This is a genomic window from Flavobacterium sp. B167r, from assembly GCF_056824315.1.
The window spans coordinates 420,113-437,928 of record NZ_CP124859.1; the positions used below are offsets into that span (position 1 = coordinate 420,113).

19 protein-coding genes are annotated in these 17,816 nt (G+C 32.9%); 14 read left to right on the forward strand and 5 right to left on the reverse strand.

Annotated elements, in window-relative coordinates; translation table 11 throughout:
* The first annotated feature begins 3 nt into the window (after positions 1-3).
* The 8 genes from QLQ96_RS02055 (at position 4) to QLQ96_RS02090 (ending at position 5,907) form a co-directional block, all read left to right on the forward strand.
* Complete coding sequence (locus QLQ96_RS02055) at positions 4-1,170, forward strand: hypothetical protein (protein ID WP_482494263.1); 1,167 nt, start codon at positions 4-6, stop codon at positions 1,168-1,170.
* A 2-nt stretch (positions 1,171-1,172) separates the two neighbouring features.
* Positions 1,173-1,667, forward strand: coding sequence for a hypothetical protein (locus QLQ96_RS02060; RefSeq protein WP_482494265.1), 495 nt, complete (start codon positions 1,173-1,175; stop codon positions 1,665-1,667).
* A gap of 91 nt (positions 1,668-1,758) precedes the next feature.
* A complete protein-coding gene (locus QLQ96_RS02065) occupies positions 1,759-2,262 on the forward strand; it encodes a GbsR/MarR family transcriptional regulator (RefSeq protein ID WP_482494267.1) in 504 nt (167 codons plus the stop codon).
* Positions 2,263-2,317: 55 nt separating this feature from the next.
* On the forward strand, positions 2,318-2,647 hold the full coding sequence (locus QLQ96_RS02070) for a hypothetical protein (RefSeq protein WP_482494269.1): 330 nt from the start codon (positions 2,318-2,320) through the stop codon (positions 2,645-2,647).
* Positions 2,648-2,652: 5 nt separating this feature from the next.
* The gene (locus QLQ96_RS02075) at positions 2,653-3,393 is read left to right on the forward strand and encodes a YqjF family protein (RefSeq protein ID WP_482494271.1); all 741 of its coding nucleotides are present in this window, start codon (positions 2,653-2,655) and stop codon (positions 3,391-3,393) included.
* Positions 3,394-3,420: 27 nt separating this feature from the next.
* Positions 3,421-4,239 (forward strand): thiol-disulfide oxidoreductase DCC family protein, encoded by an 819-nt coding sequence (locus tag QLQ96_RS02080; protein ID WP_482494273.1) that lies wholly within the window; start codon positions 3,421-3,423, stop codon positions 4,237-4,239.
* Between the two features lie 133 nt (positions 4,240-4,372).
* Positions 4,373-5,278 carry a TIGR01777 family oxidoreductase gene (locus tag QLQ96_RS02085; protein WP_482494275.1) on the forward strand — a complete coding sequence of 302 codons (906 nt, stop codon included), beginning with the start codon at positions 4,373-4,375 and terminating at the stop codon, positions 5,276-5,278.
* Between the two features lie 179 nt (positions 5,279-5,457).
* Complete coding sequence (locus tag QLQ96_RS02090; RefSeq protein WP_482494276.1) at positions 5,458-5,907, forward strand: SRPBCC family protein; 450 nt, start codon at positions 5,458-5,460, stop codon at positions 5,905-5,907.
* A gap of 551 nt (positions 5,908-6,458) precedes the next feature.
* Here QLQ96_RS02090 and QLQ96_RS02095 read toward each other — a convergent pair.
* Positions 6,459-7,274 (reverse strand): UbiA prenyltransferase family protein, encoded by an 816-nt coding sequence (locus QLQ96_RS02095; RefSeq protein WP_482494277.1) that lies wholly within the window; start codon positions 7,272-7,274, stop codon positions 6,459-6,461.
* 196 nt (positions 7,275-7,470) lie between these two features.
* On the opposite strand from QLQ96_RS02095, the gene gcvP reads away from it, so the two are divergent.
* From gcvP to QLQ96_RS02125, 6 genes are all read left to right on the forward strand, one after another.
* Positions 7,471-10,320, forward strand: a complete 2,850-nt coding sequence (gene gcvP, locus QLQ96_RS02100) for an aminomethyl-transferring glycine dehydrogenase (RefSeq protein WP_482494279.1) — start codon at positions 7,471-7,473, stop codon at positions 10,318-10,320.
* Between the two features lie 539 nt (positions 10,321-10,859).
* Entirely contained in the window at positions 10,860-11,918 is a 1,059-nt protein-coding gene (locus tag QLQ96_RS02105; RefSeq protein ID WP_482494281.1) for a 3-oxoacyl-ACP synthase III family protein, read from the forward strand.
* A gap of 136 nt (positions 11,919-12,054) precedes the next feature.
* Positions 12,055-12,576: a methyltransferase gene (locus tag QLQ96_RS02110; protein WP_482494282.1), complete on the forward strand. Its 522-nt coding sequence runs from the start codon at positions 12,055-12,057 to the stop codon at positions 12,574-12,576.
* An 87-nt stretch (positions 12,577-12,663) separates the two neighbouring features.
* On the forward strand, positions 12,664-13,512 hold the full coding sequence (locus tag QLQ96_RS02115) for a glycosyltransferase family 2 protein (RefSeq protein WP_482494284.1): 849 nt from the start codon (positions 12,664-12,666) through the stop codon (positions 13,510-13,512).
* 79 nt (positions 13,513-13,591) lie between these two features.
* Complete coding sequence (locus tag QLQ96_RS02120) at positions 13,592-14,338, forward strand: MlaE family ABC transporter permease (protein WP_482494286.1); 747 nt, start codon at positions 13,592-13,594, stop codon at positions 14,336-14,338.
* Positions 14,338-15,099, forward strand: a complete 762-nt coding sequence (locus QLQ96_RS02125) for an ABC transporter ATP-binding protein (RefSeq protein ID WP_482494288.1) — start codon at positions 14,338-14,340, stop codon at positions 15,097-15,099. The genes QLQ96_RS02120 and QLQ96_RS02125 overlap by 1 nt, the downstream gene beginning before the upstream one ends.
* Before the next feature lie 108 nt (positions 15,100-15,207).
* Here QLQ96_RS02125 and QLQ96_RS02130 read toward each other — a convergent pair whose 3' ends face one another.
* The 4 genes from QLQ96_RS02130 to QLQ96_RS02145 form a co-directional block, all read right to left on the reverse strand.
* Positions 15,208-15,810 (reverse strand): SprT-like domain-containing protein, encoded by a 603-nt coding sequence (locus QLQ96_RS02130; protein ID WP_482494290.1) that lies wholly within the window; start codon positions 15,808-15,810, stop codon positions 15,208-15,210.
* A 78-nt stretch (positions 15,811-15,888) separates the two neighbouring features.
* Positions 15,889-16,002, reverse strand: coding sequence for a hypothetical protein (locus QLQ96_RS02135; RefSeq protein WP_482496906.1), 114 nt, complete (start codon positions 16,000-16,002; stop codon positions 15,889-15,891).
* Positions 16,003-16,004: 2 nt separating this feature from the next.
* The gene (locus QLQ96_RS02140; RefSeq protein ID WP_482494292.1) at positions 16,005-16,682 is read right to left on the reverse strand and encodes an SDR family NAD(P)-dependent oxidoreductase; all 678 of its coding nucleotides are present in this window, start codon (positions 16,680-16,682) and stop codon (positions 16,005-16,007) included.
* 35 nt (positions 16,683-16,717) lie between these two features.
* Complete coding sequence (locus QLQ96_RS02145; RefSeq protein WP_482494294.1) at positions 16,718-17,695, reverse strand: M20/M25/M40 family metallo-hydrolase; 978 nt, start codon at positions 17,693-17,695, stop codon at positions 16,718-16,720.
* Between the last annotated feature and the right edge of the window lie 121 nt (positions 17,696-17,816).

Here is a 17,816-nt window from a genome sequence, read left to right on the forward strand (position 1 = left end):
AGCATGAAAACTACCCCAATAATATATTTACTTGTATTGCTTTTATCAATATCAAGTTGCAAAAGATACAATCTTGATGAAAATCAAGGCAATAATGAATTACTTGTGCAAGAGAAAAAAATCACGGCACAAGAAGCTCAGAAAATTTTAAATTCAAAAGTAAACCTAACTTCGTTTTCTGAACCGGGTAAATTCAGTGTTTCTATTCCAGACAATTATATTCCTGCAGTTACAGTCTATCAGCAAGGTAATATTGATTTGGAATTCGGAAAAATAAATTTTGAAACCCTAGCGGATGTCATTTCTATAGAGTTATCGTCAGCTTTATTTCCAAGTGAAAGGCTTTGCTCGCAAAGTATTTACGTTATTAAAGAGGAGAATCCTAATTTGATTAGCATAGCCGAAATCAAAAAACAACATGTAAAGGAAAATCATATTTACTTTGAAGATTCCAATAGCATTATTTATGGCGAAAATTTTAGTGTCATACATTACGAGTATGATACTGCCTCAAAAAGTTATATTATTTACAACGGACAAGTAGATAATTTTGCGAAATTTCCTGATAAGGAAAATCTAGCCTTGCATATGCTTAAAAATGGCAAAAATTTATTAAAAAAGGATTTCAAAAAAGAAACTTTCAATTCTTGGGAAGAATATGTTTTGAATACACCTAAAGCCGAAATCTATTTGTTCAAGTCTATTTTTAATAAATTAGATAAAGAAATGAAAGCGTTCTTAGACATCAACCAATCCATTTCGCCGAGGTCAGAGGGAAATTATGATTATGTCACGTTTTACAGAGTAAATAATGATATGAATTTTACTTATCTAAAGTTTCTAAATGCAGTCAAAACAAATAGTTTAGAAAACTTCGAAATTCCTGAAAAAATTGGTTCTGATTTTGAAAACAACTTTTTAAGCAACAGATTATCACTTGCCAATAAATATACTTATTCGCAAATAGAAAATCTTACAGATTTAAAAATTACAGATTCAAATTACAATGATCGTGTTTTTGAAAAATTAATTTGTTATGTAGAATATAACGATAAAGTTTTTTACTTAATAACTAAAAAGGTCTCAGATCTTACAAGGGACTTTTACATTAAAATGTTTAATTATTATTCAAAAAATAAGACATTAGATATTCCTTCCATAAAAAAATAAATATGAAAATCATACTAAAAACCATTGTCCTAATAGCACTAATAACAGTTTGCGCTTGCCAATCTGCTGGGGAAGAATTAATTGAAATACCAGTAACACAAGATGAGATTACTTCTTCTGGCGAAATCAGTTTAAAAAAGGGAGAAACCGTTGTCTTTTGGACCAAAATAAATAGCAATACTCCATATCCAGAATACACCATTAAATATTTAATTGAAGAGAATAAAAAAACAGTCAAATTTGACAGTATTAGTAGATTTTCTTATAATGCAAATCACATAATTAACGCTACTGGAACTTCTGAAGACGTTACTGAAAAAACTTTTGAAGAAAAAGATTCCATAGTACACAGAGAAAATTTCGAATTTGAACTTGAAAACAAAAAATTTACTGCTCCAAAAGATGGTAAATATACATTTGATTTCAAACTGACAAAATATGGCGCTGAGTCACAATCTCTTTTTAGCAGTGGTTTATCTATCATTTTAAGAAAGTAAAAAAAAATAGTTTTCACATCATTTCCCCATTCCTTAAAACAAACTTTCAATTATTTTTGAAAGTTTAAAAACTTTTGTTTACATTTGATCCATGGAATTCAAAGAAGCAAAAAATAAATTCGTTCAAACATGGGGAGCATTAGGTTCTCAATGGGGCATTAATAAAACCATGGCACAGATTCATGCTTTATTAATGGTTTCCAACGAAGCTGTCTCTATGGAAGACATTATGGAAGAATTGCAAATCTCGCGTGGAAATGCAAGTATGAACCTAAGAGCTTTAATGGATTGGGGAATTGTCTACAAAGAATTTAAAGCTGGCGAAAGAAAAGAATTCTTTACAGCCGAAAAAGATTTAGACGAATTGGCCGTGAAAATTTCGAGAGAAAGAAGCAAAAGAGAAATCAAACCTGCTCTTAAAATCTTAAAAGAAGTTTCGACTATTGAAGCTAGTGAATCTGCAGAAGAAAAACACTTTGTAGATCAAACTTCCAAATTGTACGATTTTGTTTTAAAAGCTGATAATATGTTAGATAAAATGACTGAATTTAATGATAACTGGCTAGGAAAGTTGTTTTTAAAAATGATGAAATAAAAAAATTTAATCAAAACTTTCAATTTTTTCTGAAAGTTTAAAATAATCAATAACTATGAAAACCATAAAATACATCAACATATTTGCAATTGCACTACCAATAATACTTCTTATATCGTCACTTTTATTTGGAGAAGGCGCAATAGCATTGGCATTACTATCAACCATGATTACAGGACTTCTTCAAGTTTTGATAGGAATAAAAATGTTCGTTGACAATCCAAAAGATGGAAATTTACACATTTATCTAGGTGGAGTTATTTGCTTCTTTGGTCTTTGGCTAGTAAATCATCTAATTGGTTACAACAACTTTTTGACTTACATCTTGTTTCCAATTCCTCTTATACTAGCAATTTACATGTGTACCATAATCTATAAAGACTAATCGTTATGAATTTCTTAAAAGCAGAATGGAAAAATTTAGCCTTATTCAATTACGAAGTTGATCGTGAGGTTTTAGAGAAATATGTTCCCGCTGGAACTGAAATCGACATTTGGAATGGCAAATGTTATGTGAGCTTAGTTGGTTTTATGTTCAAGAACACTAAAGTTTTAGGATTAAAAGTTCCGTTTCATGTCGATTTTGAAGAAGTGAATTTAAGATTTTATGTCAAACGTTTTGAAAACGGAGAATGGAAACGCGGCGTTGTTTTCATTAAAGAAATTGTTCCGAAAAAAGCGATCACTTTTATTGCAAATACTTTGTATCAAGAACATTATGAAACTCAAAAAATGAGACATGAAATTATCGAAAATCAAGATACAAATTCTTTCATCTATCAATGGAAAAATGATACAGATTGGAATACAATTGAAATCGAAACTAAAAAAGATTTAAGCAAAATCGAAGTTAACTCTGAAGCTGAATTTATTACCGAACATTATTTTGGATATACTAAAATCAATGAAGAAACGACTTTTGAATATGAAGTTACACATCCGAGATGGGAAAAATTTGAAGTTTTAAATTATCGAATTGATGTTGATTTCAGAAAAACTTACGGTAACGATTTTGAATTTCTTCAAAACCAAAAACTAGCTTCTGTATTCTTAGCAAAAGGATCTAAAATTACAGTAAAAAATAAAAGAAAGATTCAGTTATTTCCAGTTAAAGAAGAATTATACGCTTAGAATTAATCAACCTTAAAACCTAAAATTATGAAAACGCTCGAAAACCAAACTTTGCTTTATGATGAAGATTGTCCGCTTTGCAGTTTATATACTACTGGATTTGTAAAAAGCGGTATGTTAGATCAAAACGGAAGAAAATCTTATTGCCAGTTATCTGAAGAAGAGCAAAATTTTGTGGATTTAAAACGCGCTCCAAACGAAATTGCTTTGATCGACAATAAAACGCAAACGGTAATTTATGGAATTGATAGTTTGATAAAAGTGGTTGGTTTTTCTTTTCCTTTAATTGAAAAAATAGCAAACGCAAAACCAATTCATTTCATTCTGAAAAAACTTTATTCTTTTGTTTCTTATAATCGAAAAGTCATTATTCCAGGAAATGTAAAAGAAGAAAACAAATTGCAATGCACTCCCGATTTCAATTATAAATATCGCTTTCTGTTTATTGGGTTTGCTTTGACTGTAACGACTTTCGTTTTATTCGGATATTCTAATTTGATTTTGAATTTTCCTAAAAGCACCATTACACGAGAATTAATTTTAGCTTTTGGACAAATTGTTTTTCAAGCTTTATTTCTTTTCAAATTTGACAAACAAACGATACTTAATTATGCTGGAAATTTAATGACGGTTTCTTTTATGGGAAGTTTAATTCTAATGCCAATTTTAATCTTAAGTCAGTTTGTTCAGCTTCCACAAATGATTATTTTAGGTTGGTTTGGAGTAACGGTTTTGATTATGTTTTTGGAACATTTTAGAAGAGTGAAACTTTTAAAACTTCCTTTTTATTTATCTTTCACTTGGATTTTGTACAGAATTATTGCTCTGTTTTTAATTTTAAATTAATTAAAGTTTGCCACAAATTACACGAATTTTCACGAATTGACTTTTCAACTTTCACAAAATAAAATTAGTGCAATTGGTGTAATTGCTTCGCCTGTTAGCTTTCGCTCGGGTCGTGGCAAAAAAACCTCACAACATGAAAAAACTTATTATAGCAGCTGGAACTGGATTTTTAGGACAGGTTTTAATAAATCATTTCAAAAATAAATTTGATGAAATCGTGATTCTAACTCGAGGAAAATCAAAAATTGAAGACGGAATTAAATATGTAAATTGGAACGCCAAAACATTTTCTGGTTGGGAAAAGGAATTAGAAAACGCGACGGTTTTAATTAATCTTACAGGAAAATCGGTTGATTGTCGTTACACGAAAGAAAATAAAAAGAATATTTTATGGTCTCGAATTGATAGCACCAAAGTGTTGAACAAAGCGATTCTAAATTGTCAAAATCCGCCGAAACATTGGTTAAATTCATCAACTGCAACTATTTATCGTTTTTCTTTGGACAAACAAATGGATGAAGTCGATGGAGAAATTGGAAATGACTTTTCTATTAATGTGGCGCTTTCTTGGGAAAAAGCATTTTTTAAAACTGAAACTCCTCAAACTTTAAAAACGGCTTTGCGAACTTCAATTGTTTTAGGAAAAAATGGCGGCGCTTTGATTCCGCTGAAGGCTTTAGCGAAAATTGGTTTTGGAGGAAAACAAGGAAAAGGAAATCAGTTTATAAGTTGGATTCATGAAGAAGATTTTGCAAATGCAGTTGATTTTATCATTGAAAAAGAAATGACTGGTGTTATCAATGTTGTTTCTCCTGAACCAATTCGAAACAAAGATTTCATGCAAAAACTTAGAAAAGCTGTTGGTTTTCCATTTGGAATTCCGCTAAATACATTCTTTCTTGAAATTGGTTCTTTTTTCATTCGAACTGAAACGGAATTGGTTTTGAAAAGTAGAAATGTGATTCCGAAAAGACTTTTGGAAAATGGTTTTCAATTTAAGTTTGGGGATATTGATGAGGCTTTGAAAGATTTAATTTAATTCATTTTGTCATTTCGACGAAGGAGAAATCACACTAGAAACTCCGCAAAGAGAATCAACAATCTTTGTCGAGCTACGTGTGTGCTTTCTCCTTCGTCGAAATGACAAGATTGCGCAAAAACAAACTGTAAAAACTTTGTCAAAGTTTCAAACTTTGACAAAATTGAACTTCATCAAGAATGACAACAATAAACCTAATCACAAAAATAAACGCGCCAAAACAAATCGTTTTTGACGCTTCAAGAAATATCGATATTCATCAACAATCTGCAAGTCCATCAAAAGAGAAAGCAATTGACGGAATAACTTCTGGATTAATTAATTTAAACGAAACAGTAACTTGGCGCGGCAAACATTTTGGCTTTTATCTTACGCACAAAAGTCGAATTACTGCAATGAATTTTTACGATTATTTTGTAGATGAAATGGAAAAAGGCAAATTCAAATCTTTCAAACATGAGCATTTTTTTGAGGAAGAAAATGGAATTACGATCATGAAAGATAAATTGCAATATGAAACTCCGTTTGGAATATTCGGAAGATTATTTGATGTTTTATTTTTGAAAAAACATTTGATCCATTTTCTTTTGGAAAGGAATATGGTTTTGAAAGAAGTATCAGAGATTTAGTTAATAAAATATAAATTGCCTCCAGCTTTAGCTGGAGGTAAAAAAAAGTGTTTTCAATCTGGCTTTAGCCTAAATATTAGTTTGGCTAAAGCCGAGAAGCTCCTAATCCATTTCTCCCCCGGCTAAAGCTGGAGGCAATTCATCTTTTGAAAATAATTTTTCCTAGAAAAATCGCCATGAGAAGCTCGCTAAAGATTAATTCAACACAATCTTGTCTTTTCGACGAAGAAAAAATCTCCGCGAGAAGTTCTACATTTCAAACATAGCCCAAGGTTTCAACCTTGGGAAACGTTTTGTGTAAATTGCGTACCAATGGTTGAAACCATTGGCTATCTTTTAAATAAATGATGTTTTTTTAATCTTTTGAAAATGAATTTTCTCGATTTACGGTTTGCGTGAGGGATAGTAGTGGAAAGCCCACAGCTGACGAAGGCAGCGAGGACTTGTAGCGGATAGCCCGACAGCATCCTGATAAAAGGGCGAATATTCGCAAAGTAGATTAGCCCTTTTATCAGGATGGTGGCACGCCCAAATAGTAGAAATGCTACTTTTTATTTCAGAAAAGTAATCATCAGCCACCAAAAAATTGGCACACTTTCTACCCAAAAAGAAGTATAATATTTCGAGCGATTAGTATTTGCAAAAGCAATAAACAACATCAGCATTACAACCATAATCAAATTTATAATGGCATCATGAATATTAAATGTTGAAACAAAAACCTCTAAAAACCAAAACGGAATCAATAATAAAAATCCTAAAAGTTTGGTTCTCTTCACGCCGATGGTTTGAGGAACGGTTTGCAAATGCGGATCGTCATTGGCTAAATCTAAAATTTCAAAAACCAAGATCAGTACAAAAACCAAAATAAAACGCTGGATGCATTTGACAAAAAAATCTGTTGTAAAAGGGATTTCGGCATTTATTAAAGGTAAGACCAAAGTCGCACCAACCCAGCAAAGTGCTACGATATAAATTTTTACGCCTGCCCAGTTTCTGGCATTTCTTCTGTTAGGGAAAAAAGGCAAAGTATAAAGTGCGGTGATGGCAAAAATTCCGACCGAGACTAATTGCGTTATTCTTTTTAAATGGAAAAAATAATAACCAACTAAAATCAACGAAATAAAACTCAAAACGGCGATAATTTTCAGTTGTGTTCCAATCGGATTTTTCTTCACGCGAACCAGCGCGTCATATTTTACGAAATTATATCCTACAATTGTTCCGAAAAAAACGAAAAGCGCCATCGGCTCATCGTACTGAATATGAAACACATGAAACGTAATTCGGACCAAAGCATAACACGATAAAGCCACGTGAATACTGCTGTTTAAATAAAAATCTAAAATTTGTTTTAGGAGTTTCATATCTCAAATCTAATCAATTATTAACAAATCATATCATTAGTTAGAAATTTGATAAAAAATGAAGTTAAAAATACCTATTAAATTATTAATAATACTTAATTTTGCGCCACAAAAAAACAACACATTTACTTTTAAATGTGATTCGTAGATCAAGTTGGTGCACGAACACATTAATTTAAAAAATTTAGATAGCTACATGAAAACAGATGCTTTTGCTTTAAGACACATTGGTCCAAGAGAAACTGATCTTCAGCACATGCTGAAAACTATTGGAGTTGACTCAATCGAGCGACTTGTTTACGAAACCCTTCCGGACGATATCCGTTTAAAAGCACCTTTAAATTTAGATCCTGCAATGACAGAATATGAATTCGCAAATCATATTCAGGAATTAGGAAAGAAAAATAAAGTATTTAAATCATACATTGGTTTGGGTTATCACCCAACGATTGTTCCTGCTCCAATTCAGAGAAATATCTTCGAAAACCCAGGATGGTATACGGCTTACACACCTTATCAAGCAGAAATTGCTCAAGGTCGTTTGGAAGCTATTTTGAATTTTCAAACTACAGTTATTGAATTAACTGGAATGGAAATCGCAAACGCATCTTTATTAGACGAAGGAACTGCAGCGGCTGAAGCAATGGCTTTATTGTTTGACGTTCGTACTCGTGATCAAAAGAAAAACAATACACATAAATTCTTCGTTTCTGAAGAAATTTTACCACAAACTTTATCTGTACTTCAAACACGTTCAACTCCAATTGGAATTGAATTAGTTGTTGGAAACCACGAAACATTTGATTTTTCAAATGAATTTTTTGGAGCTATTTTACAATATCCAGGAAAATACGGTCAAGTAAACGATTATAGTGCTTTTGTTGCTAAAGCAAAAGAAAACGAAATTAAAGTAGCTTTTGCTGCTGATATTTTATCATTAGCGACTTTGACTTCTCCAGGAGAAATGGGAGCTGCAGTTGTTGTTGGAACTTCACAACGTTTTGGTATACCAATGGGTTACGGTGGTCCTCACGCTGCATTTTTTGCAACTAAAGATGAATACAAAAGATCTATGCCAGGTCGTATTATCGGAGTTTCTGTTGATGTAAACGGAAATCGTGCTTTACGTATGGCTTTAGGAACTCGTGAGCAACACATTAAACGTGAAAAAGCGACTTCTAACATTTGTACTGCTCAGGTTTTATTGGCAGTTATGGCCGGAATGTACGCGGTTTACCACGGACCAGAAGGTTTAAAATACATTGCAAACAAAGTTCACGCTTCTGCGGTTACGACTGCTGAAGCCTTAAATAAAATTGGAGTTTACCAAACTAACTCAGCTTACTTTGATACAATCTTAGTAAAAGCAGATGCTCAAAAAGTTAAAGCTGTTGCAGAGAAAAACGAAGTAAACTTTTTCTATGTTGATGCTGATACGATTTCTATTTCGTTAAACGAAACAACTTCAATTGCAGACATCAATCAAATTGTTGCAATTTTTGCTGAAGCTTTAGGAAAAGAAACTGTAGCGGTTTCTGAATTAACTGATGCAAGTCAATTGCCAGCTTCTTTAGAAAGAACTTCTTCTTTCTTAACGCATGATGTTTTCAACAATCATCATTCAGAAAGTCAGTTGATGCGTTACATCAAAAAATTAGAGCGTAAAGATTTATCATTGAATCACTCGATGATTTCATTAGGTTCTTGTACAATGAAATTAAACGCAGCTTCTGAAATGTTGCCTTTATCAATGCCAAACTGGAACAGCATTCACCCGTTTGCACCAGTTGAACAAGCGCAAGGTTACATTACAATGCTTAAAAAATTAGAAGAGCAATTGAATGTAATTACTGGTTTTGCTGGAACAACTTTACAGCCAAACTCTGGAGCGCAAGGAGAATATGCTGGTTTAATGGCAATTCGTGCGTACCACATGTCAAGAAATGAAGGTCACCGTAATGTATGTTTAATTCCTTCATCTGCTCACGGAACAAATCCTGCTTCTGCAGCGATGGCCGGAATGAAAATAATTGTTACGAAAACGACTCCAGAAGGAAATATTGACGTAGAAGATTTAAGAGAAAAAGCGATTGAACACAAAGATGATTTATCTTGTTTAATGGTAACGTATCCTTCAACTCACGGAGTTTTCGAGTCTTCAATTATTGAAATCACAAAATTAATCCACGAAAACGGCGGATTAGTATATATGGATGGTGCAAACATGAACGCTCAAGTTGGATTAACAAATCCTGCTACAATTGGAGCTGACGTTTGTCACTTAAACTTACACAAAACTTTCGCTATTCCTCACGGTGGTGGTGGACCTGGTGTTGGACCAATTTGTGTGAACGAAAAATTAGTTCCGTTTTTACCAACAAACCCAATTTTAAAAGTTGGTGGTGAACAAGCAATTACAGCGATTTCATCTGCACCTTACGGATCTGCATTAGTATGCTTAATCTCTTACGGTTACATCACAATGATGGGTGCTGACGGATTAAAAAGCGCTACTGAGCACGCAATCCTGAACGCTAACTATATGAAAGCACGTTTCGAAGGTCACTACCCAATTCTTTATACAGGAGAATGTGGAAGAGCTGCTCACGAAATGATTTTAGATTGTCGTTCTTTCAAAGAAAACGGAATCGAAGTTGGTGATATCGCAAAACGTTTAATGGATTACGGTTTCCACGCTCCAACGGTTTCTTTCCCAGTTGCTGGAACTTTAATGATCGAGCCTACAGAATCTGAAGATTTAGCAGAATTAGATCGTTTTTGTGATGCGCTTATCTCAATCAGAAAAGAAATCGAAGCTGCAACGGCTGATGACAAAAACAACGTATTGAAAAATGCACCTCACACTTTAGCAATGTTAACTACTGATAACTGGGATTTCCCTTATACAAGAGAAAAAGCAGCATATCCATTAGATTACATCGCTGAAAACAAATTCTGGCCATCAGTTCGCCGTGTTGACGATGCTTACGGTGACAGAAATTTAGTTTGCAGCTGTGCTCCTATTGAAGCTTACATGGAAAACTAAAAATTAGTTTTTCTATAAATATTTCAAACCCGACAAGTTTTTAAAATTTGTCGGGTTTGTTTTTTATTTCAGGTTTCAAGTTTCAAGTTGCCAGCATAACGTGAAACTTGAAACTTTTTTAAACAAAAGAATAATCTGGGCGTGCCACCATCCCGATAAAAGGGCTAATTCACTTTTGCGCTTATTCGCCCTTTTATCGGCATGCTGTCGGGCTATCAGCTCCGCCGCGGCGGATTGCTCCTATCCCTCACGCGGTCAAGACTATAAAGAAGATTCGGATTTATAAAAACACAACTTTTTGTTAGATTTTTGTGAAATTATTTTTGAAAATTATTTCAATTTCCGAAATTTGTTCGCCTAGTAACTCGCTTCAATCGTTTGAAATCTAGTAAATATTAAAAAATCATTAAAAAAAATACAATATATCAACTTAAAAATCGTTTTTTGATAATTATATGCATGCATACTATTTTTTATGATAGTTATCATAATATTATTTATACATTAGCGCTAAATTTATCGGATAATTAAAGGGAAAAATGAAAATAAAAATTATTGGTATTGGAAGTTACATTCCTAACCTCGAAGTTAAGAACACAGATTTTGACAAACATGTTTTTTTAAATGAAGATGGAACTCCATTTGGTTACCCGAACGAAGTCGTAATAAAAAAATTTAAAGGCATTACCGGAATTCAAAACCGTCGTTATGCTGAACCTCAATACAATTCTTCTGATTTAGCATTTTTTGCTGCTCAAAAAGCAATCGCAAATGCAGGAATCGATGCTGAAACTTTAGATTACATTATTTTTGCACATAATTTTGGTGACGTAAAAACTGGAACACATCAAACAGATGTTTTACCTAGTTTAGCAACAAGAGTAAAAAATAAATTAGGAATCAAAAATCCTAAATGTGTAGCTTACGATATTCTTTTTGGATGCCCAGGCTGGATTGAAGGAGTGCTTCAAGCCAATGCTTTCATCAAATCTGGAATGGCAAAAAGAGTTATGGTAATTGGAGCTGAAACTTTATCAAGAGTTGTTGATGATCACGATCGTGATTCTATGATTTATTCGGATGGAGCCGGAGTTTCTATTTTAGAAGCTTCTCCTGATGAAACCGGATTGTTATCTTACGAAAGCGCTACTTACGCAAATGATGAAGCAAATTATCTTTTCTTCGGAAAATCATATAATCCAGATTTAGATCCAGACATTAAATACATTAAAATGTATGGTCGTAAGATCTACGAATTTGCGTTAAGCAACGTACCTCTTGCAATGAAAAGCTGTCTGGATAAAAGTGGCATTGGAATCGATGATGTGAAAAAAATCTTGATTCATCAAGCCAACGAAAAAATGGATGAAGCAATTGTCGAACGTTTCTATAAACTTTATGACAAAACTGCTCCTAAAGATATTATGCCAATGAGTATCCATGATCTTGGAAACAGCAGTGTTGCAACCGTTCCTACTTTATTCGATTTGATTTTACAAGGAAAAATAGAAAACCAAGAAATCAATAAAGGCGATGTTCTGATTTTCGCTTCAGTTGGAGCAGGAATGAATATTAATGCTTTTGTATACCGTTATTAGTCACAGTTTACAGTCGCAGTAATCAGTTTCTGCAAGCTGAAAACTGCCACTGAATACTGAAAACTAAAAAAAGTCCGCATCTTATAGTGCGGACTTTTTTAGTATATTTGCGCCTTTGTTGTTTAAAACATATAAAATGTACGAAAAAACATTTCCGAATAAAAGATTCAAACTTACCTTAGAGTTTTTACAAAAGCACGTTAGCACATCAGAAACCATTTTTGATTTTGGAGTTCCAAATCCGTTTTCTAAAATAATGGAAGAAAATGGTTATACCGTAAAAAATACAAAAGGCGAAGATTTAGACAACGATCAAACGGCTTTACAAACAGAAGATTATACTGTTTTTACTGCATTTGAAATTTTCGAACATTTGCTAAATCCATACACTATTTTACAAAACGTAAAATGTGATAAATTATTAATTTCAATTCCGTTACGTTTATGGTTTTCGCCAGCATATCGTTCTAAAACTGATATGTGGGACAGACATTACCATGAGTTTGAAGACTGGCAATTGGATTGGCTTTTAGAAAAAACGGGCTGGAAAATCACCGACCGCTTGCAATTCACGCACCCAGTAAAAAAGATTGGATTAAGACCTTTATTAAGATATTTTACTCCAAGGTATTATATTGTTGTGGCTGAAAAAATTTAGATTTTTGATTAACGATTTTTGATTTTTGATTTTAGAACTAGGTAAAACCAATCTAAAATCTAACAATTTAAAATCTAAAATTTTTATATGAAGTACTACATCGTCATTCCCGCGCACAACGAGCAAGATTTAATTGGCTTAACACTACAATCTTTAGTTTCTCAAACAGTTTTGCCATCAAAAGTTGTGGTTGTAAATGATAATTCGACTGATAAAACAGAAGAAGTTGTTTTAAGTTTTGCAAAAGAGAATCCGTACATTTCTGTTGTAAATAAAACTTCAGATGCGATTCATATGCCGGGAAGCAAAGTAATTCAGGCTTTTCAAAAAGGTTTTGAAACTTTAGATTCGAATTACGATATCATTGTAAAAATTGACGGCGATTTAATTTTTCCTCCAAACTATTTCGAAACCATTATCAAACATTTCGAATCAGATCCCAAAGTTGGAATGGCTGGCGGATTTTGCTACATCGATAAAAATGGCGAATGGGTTCTAGAAAATCTTACCGATAAAGATCATATTCGCGGAGCTTTAAAAGCGTACAGAAAAGAAACCTTTCAGCAAATTGGAGGTTTACGACCTGCAATGGGTTGGGACACGGTTGACGAATTGCTTTGCAAATATTACGATTGGAAAATTGTAACCGACCAATCTTTACATGTAAAACACTTAAAACCAACAGGAGCAAATTATAACAAAACAGCTCGCTATAAACAAGGCGAAGCTTTTTATACTTTAGGATATGGTTTTTGGATCACAGCAATTGCTTCGGCAAAACTGGCGATGATGAAAAAGAAACCATTCTTATTTTTAGATTATATCAGAGGATTTTGGAAAGCAAAAAATGCTAAAACGCCTTTATTAGTTACACCAGAACAGGCTAAATTTATTCGAAACTATCGTTTCAAAAAAATGAAAGAAAAGTTAATTTGATTGACAAAACGGCCGAAAAACCGGAACTCATAACTCAAAACTCATAACTTATTTTTACCTTAGCCAATATTTAAAAATTATGATGCTAATTCGTTATTTATCCCAAGTCGGGAAATATTTTTTAATGCTGAAAGAAATTTTCAATAAACAGACCAAATGGCCTGTTATGAAAAAATTAATTTTCAAAGAAATTGACGACTTAATTATTGACTCTCTCGGAATTGTCTGCTTTATATCTTTCTTTATCGGAGGAGTTGTTGCCATTCAGACAGCATTAAACTTAACCAATCCTTTAATTCCAAAATATTTAATTGGTTTTGCTACGCGTCAATCTGTAGTTTTGGAGTTTGCTCCTACTTTTATTTCGGTAATTATGGCCGGAAAAATGGGATCTTACATTACATCAAGTATCGGAACAATGCGTGTTACAGAACAAATTGATGCTCTGGAAGTTATGGGAGTTAACTCAGTAAACTATCTTGTTTTTCCAAAAATTATAGCTTTATTAATGTACCCTTTTGTAATCGGGATCAGTATGTTTTTAGGAATTTTTGGCGGATGGATGGCATGTGCTTACGGAGGATTTTCAACTGGTGCAGATTTTATTATGGGAGCTCAGAAAGATTTCATACCCTTTCATATTGCTTATGCATTTATCAAAACCTTAATCTTTGCCATGTTATTGGCAACAATTCCATCTTTTCATGGATATTACATGAAAGGTGGAGCATTAGAAGTTGGTAAGGCAAGTACAACATCATTTGTTTGGACATCTGTTACGATTATCCTTCTAAATTATATATTAACTCAATTATTGTTAGGATAATGATAGAAGTAAAAAATATAGAAAAATCATTTGGTGACAGCAAAGTTTTAAAAGGCGTTTCGACGGTATTTGAAACTGGAAAAACCAACTTGATTATTGGACAAAGTGGATCTGGGAAAACAGTTTTATTAAAAACTTTATTAGGAATTCACACCCCAGACACAGGAACAATTGAATTTGACGGAAGAGTTTATTCTGATTTAGATAAAGATGAAAAACGTGAGTTAAGAACTGAAATCGGAATGGTATTTCAAGGAAGCGCATTGTTTGACTCTATGACTGTTGAAGAAAATGTAGCTTTCCCATTGAGAATGTTTACCAATAACACTAGATCACAAATCAAAGAACGTGTTGATTTTGTTCTAGAAAGAGTAAATCTTGTCGAGGCACACAAAAAATTGCCTTCTGAGATTTCTGGAGGTATGCAGAAACGTGTTGCTATTGCTCGTGCTATTGTAAATAATCCAAAGTATTTGTTTTGTGATGAGCCTAACTCAGGTTTAGATCCAAACACGTCGACTTTGATTGATAACTTGATTCAAGAAATTACAAAAGAATACAATATTACAACCGTAATTAATACTCACGATATGAACTCTGTAATGGAAATCGGTGAGAATATTGTTTTCTTAAAGAAAGGTCTTAAAGCTTGGCAAGGAACGAAAGAAGAAATCTTTACAACCGACAATGAAGCGGTCGTTAAATTTGTTTATTCTTCAAACCTTTTCAAGAAAGTAAGAGAAGCTTATTTAAAAGGCTAAAGTCTTTTAAAATTTAAATATTAAAAATCCCAAACTCCAACTTTTACAATTGGAATTTGGGATTTTTTATTTGGCTATTCAAGCCTACTTTGGAATTTGGAATTTCTATTATTGAACATTGATTAACTCAACTTCCGCATTCGGATTAAAAAGATATGTTTTTCCCGAGCTTATTTCGATGCATTCAAAACGTTTGGTACGAACGGCCAATTTCTTGAAAACTTTTCCGTTTTTGATCCTAAAAACACTTCCATACGGAATTTCAAAAACATAGTTCTTATCATTATCCTTGTCATATTGTTTTAAAGCCAAAGACAAAGTAGTATCGGTATCGCTACTCGCAGATGGATTCTTAAAATGCCTTGCTAACAAAGGCAATATTTGTCCCGGAAATATTTCTGGTCGAATAAAAGGAACCATCAAACGCTGAAAAGTAAATTTCCATTCATTACCATGCGGTTTTATATTTCGTCCAAACTTTTCAAAAACAACCAAATGCGCAATTTCGTGAATCAGCGTAATTAAAAACCGATACTTATTCAAACTTGCGTTAACCGTAATTTCATGTTTTCCACTTGGTCCTCTCCTATAATCGCCATGACGCGTCTGACGCTCGTTTACAATTTTCAAGTGTACCTGATTGGCCACTATCAAATCAAAAACGGGTTTTACCGCGTGTTCCGGAATGTATTTAGCTAAAGTGTCGCTCAAAAGAATTATAAATTATGAGTTATGAATTATGAGTTATGAGTTTCTTTTTGGATGTAATTATTATACTCCTTATAATTTTCAATACTTCATTACATTGCTGATGAATTGAATCAAATCAATAATAGAAATATAATTTGTTTCTTTTAAAATTTCAAGCCAATACATTGATTCATCACATTCTTTTTGGGAGATTTTTACGGATTCGTTGAAGAAACTTCTAAAACTTTTCCATTAAAATATTTATTTCCATTAAGCGTGAAATCATAAATATAAGTTGCCATTCCTTCTGCAGAAATTGGCGCTTGATATCCTGGGAAAGCTTCGTTTAACATTTCGGTTTGAACAGAACCCAAAGCCAAAACATTAAATGAAATTCCTTTTTCTTTATATTCTTCCGCTAATAATTCCGTCAAAGTAATTACCGCTCCTTTGCTTGAACTATAGGCTGCTAATCCTGCAAATTTCAAACTTCCGCGAACTCCGCCAATTGAACTGATCGTAACAACATGACTTCCTTTTTCCAGATACGGAATACAAATGCGCGTTAAATTCGCAACAGCAAAAACATTCACTTTATAAATATTTTCAAAATCTGCCTGAGTTGTTTCTGCAAAAGGTTTTAAAAGCAAAGCCCCAGCATTGTGAACCACTGCATCAACTTTTTTCCATGTCGAAGAAAGAAAACTTTCAACCTGACTCAAGGCCGTTTCATCTGCCAAATCAACGGACAGGCAAGTTATGTTTTGATGCTGCAATAAAGTTTGCGGTATTTTTCTGGAAATGGCCAAAACTTGATGACCAGCTTCAGCAAATTTCAAGGCCAATTCGTAACCAATTCCTCTGCTTGTTCCTGTAACGATAATATTTTTCATTTCGCAAAAATAATCAAATGCTGTAAAACAGCCTCTTATTTGTTCATCGTTATTTCTTGAGTTGGAGAAACCGCAATTTTTGTCACGGCTGGCAATAATTCTTGAGTGAATGCAGTGATGTGCGGAATATCCATTAATTTAAATTCATCCGAAACATGGTGATAATAATCAAAGTTTTCGAAATCAAAAGTACTTAAGGATTGACATGGTTTTTTGAAAGCATCATAAAACGAGTAATTATCAGAACGGTAGAACAATTTATATTCTGCTTCTTTTGGCAAAAATCCGATGGTATTTTTTCCTGTGTACTCGTTTATTTTTTGCGCCATATTCGATTTATCAAAACCAGTAATATAAGCTAAGAAATCTCTTTTCATCGGAACGCCAATCATTTCAATATTCAATTGCGTATACAGATTGAAATTTTGTTTTTTCAATTTCTCCACTAAACTTTTAGAACCCAACAATCCTTTTTCTTCACCAGCAAAAAAGACAATTAAAACACTGCGTTTGTTGGCTTTAGTTTCACTAAAATATTTTGCCATTGCAGCAACAGAAGTCACGCCCGATGCATCATCGTTTGCTCCGTTATTAATTTTATCTGGCTGATCTTTTTTCTCAATACCAATATGATCGTAATGTGCGCTCAATACGACAAATTCTTTTTTAAGTTCTGGATCTGTTCCTTCAATAACTCCAACAATATTAAAAGCTGGAGAATCAAAATTGGTCAATGTATCTCTGTAGGTTTTAAAATACGGTTTGATTTTATTTTTCTTTAAAAAATCTTCCAAGAAAACTGCCGCTTTCTCAATTCCTTTAGTTCCTGTTTCGCGTCCTTCCATTTCATCGGAAGAAAGATATTTTAGAAAATCAGCTATTTCAGTTTCTTTTACTTTATAACTAATTTCTGTTGGTTTTGAATCTGATTTTGTTTCGTTTTCATTATTAGTTGAAGTTCCCGATTTGCACGCCAAAAAAATAATTGGAAGCAAAAAATATAGTTTTCTCATGATTTATGTTTTTTATTGATGATTGAAAATTAAAAATTAATTAGACTATAAACTTATGAAAAGTAATAGAATATTCATAAAAAAACCCTTTCAAACTAAAAGCTGAAAGGGTTTCAAATCT

Bases quoted from the DNA above. Each gene is read 5' to 3' on its own strand.
- QLQ96_RS02055 (WP_482494263.1), top strand. From the start codon at position 4: ATGAAAACTACCCCAATAATATATTTACTTGTATTGCTTTTATCAATA.
- QLQ96_RS02060 (WP_482494265.1), top strand. From the start codon at position 1,173: ATGAAAATCATACTAAAAACCATTGTCCTAATAGCACTAATAACAGTT.
- QLQ96_RS02065 (WP_482494267.1), top strand. From the start codon at position 1,759: ATGGAATTCAAAGAAGCAAAAAATAAATTCGTTCAAACATGGGGAGCA.
- QLQ96_RS02070 (WP_482494269.1), top strand. From the start codon at position 2,318: ATGAAAACCATAAAATACATCAACATATTTGCAATTGCACTACCAATA.
- QLQ96_RS02075 (WP_482494271.1), top strand. From the start codon at position 2,653: ATGAATTTCTTAAAAGCAGAATGGAAAAATTTAGCCTTATTCAATTAC.
- QLQ96_RS02080 (WP_482494273.1), top strand. From the start codon at position 3,421: ATGAAAACGCTCGAAAACCAAACTTTGCTTTATGATGAAGATTGTCCG.
- QLQ96_RS02085 (WP_482494275.1), top strand. From the start codon at position 4,373: ATGAAAAAACTTATTATAGCAGCTGGAACTGGATTTTTAGGACAGGTT.
- QLQ96_RS02090 (WP_482494276.1), top strand. From the start codon at position 5,458: ATGACAACAATAAACCTAATCACAAAAATAAACGCGCCAAAACAAATC.
- QLQ96_RS02095 (WP_482494277.1), bottom strand. From the start codon at position 7,274: ATGAAACTCCTAAAACAAATTTTAGATTTTTATTTAAACAGCAGTATT.
- gcvP (WP_482494279.1), top strand. From the start codon at position 7,471: ATGAAAACAGATGCTTTTGCTTTAAGACACATTGGTCCAAGAGAAACT.
- QLQ96_RS02105 (WP_482494281.1), top strand. From the start codon at position 10,860: ATGAAAATAAAAATTATTGGTATTGGAAGTTACATTCCTAACCTCGAA.
- QLQ96_RS02110 (WP_482494282.1), top strand. From the start codon at position 12,055: ATGTACGAAAAAACATTTCCGAATAAAAGATTCAAACTTACCTTAGAG.
- QLQ96_RS02115 (WP_482494284.1), top strand. From the start codon at position 12,664: ATGAAGTACTACATCGTCATTCCCGCGCACAACGAGCAAGATTTAATT.
- QLQ96_RS02120 (WP_482494286.1), top strand. From the start codon at position 13,592: ATGATGCTAATTCGTTATTTATCCCAAGTCGGGAAATATTTTTTAATG.
- QLQ96_RS02125 (WP_482494288.1), top strand. From the start codon at position 14,338: ATGATAGAAGTAAAAAATATAGAAAAATCATTTGGTGACAGCAAAGTT.
- QLQ96_RS02140 (WP_482494292.1), bottom strand. From the start codon at position 16,682: ATGAAAAATATTATCGTTACAGGAACAAGCAGAGGAATTGGTTACGAA.
- QLQ96_RS02145 (WP_482494294.1), bottom strand. From the start codon at position 17,695: ATGAGAAAACTATATTTTTTGCTTCCAATTATTTTTTTGGCGTGCAAA.